The following is a 515-nucleotide window of genomic DNA, read 5'->3' as shown; positions in this document are numbered from 1 at the left end:
AAGAGTTACATGCTGTAGACCCGAAACCGTGTGATCTACCCATGGCCAGGGTGAAGGTGGGGTAAAACCTACTGGAGGCCCGAACTCACTGTCGTTGAAAAGGCAGGGGATGAGCTGTGGGTAGGGGTGAAATGCCAATCGAACACGGAGATAGCTGGTTCTCCCCGAAATAGCTTTAGGGCTAGCCTCAATTGATGAATAACGGCGGTAGAGCACTGAATAGGCTAGGGGCCTTACCAGGTTACCGAACCTTATCAAACTCCGAATGCCGTTATGTTTAGATTGGGAGTCAGACTGTGGGGGATAAGCTTCATAGTCGAAAGGGAAACAGCCCAGACCATCAGCTAAGGTCCCAAAGTATACACTAAGTGGGAAAGGATGTGGAATTGCACAGACAACCAGGATGTTGGCTCAGAAGCAGCCACCATTTAAAGAGTGCGTAATAGCTCACTGGTCGAGTGGTTCTGCGCCGAAAATGTAACGGGGCTCAAGTGTATCACCGAAGCTATGGCTTT

The 515-nt window shown here is 49.9% G+C and carries 1 rRNA gene; it reads left to right on the top strand.

Going from position 1 to position 515, the window contains the following annotated elements:
• A 23S ribosomal RNA gene (locus DSBG_RS21510) occupies positions 1–515 on the top strand; the annotation flags it as partial.

The organism is Desulfosporosinus cupriresistens, assembly GCF_001707885.1.
Lineage (GTDB): Bacteria > Bacillota > Desulfitobacteriia > Desulfitobacteriales > Desulfitobacteriaceae > Desulfosporosinus.
The sequence above is the reverse complement of the archived record's forward strand: the minus strand, read 5'-3'. Positions and strand labels throughout refer to the sequence as shown.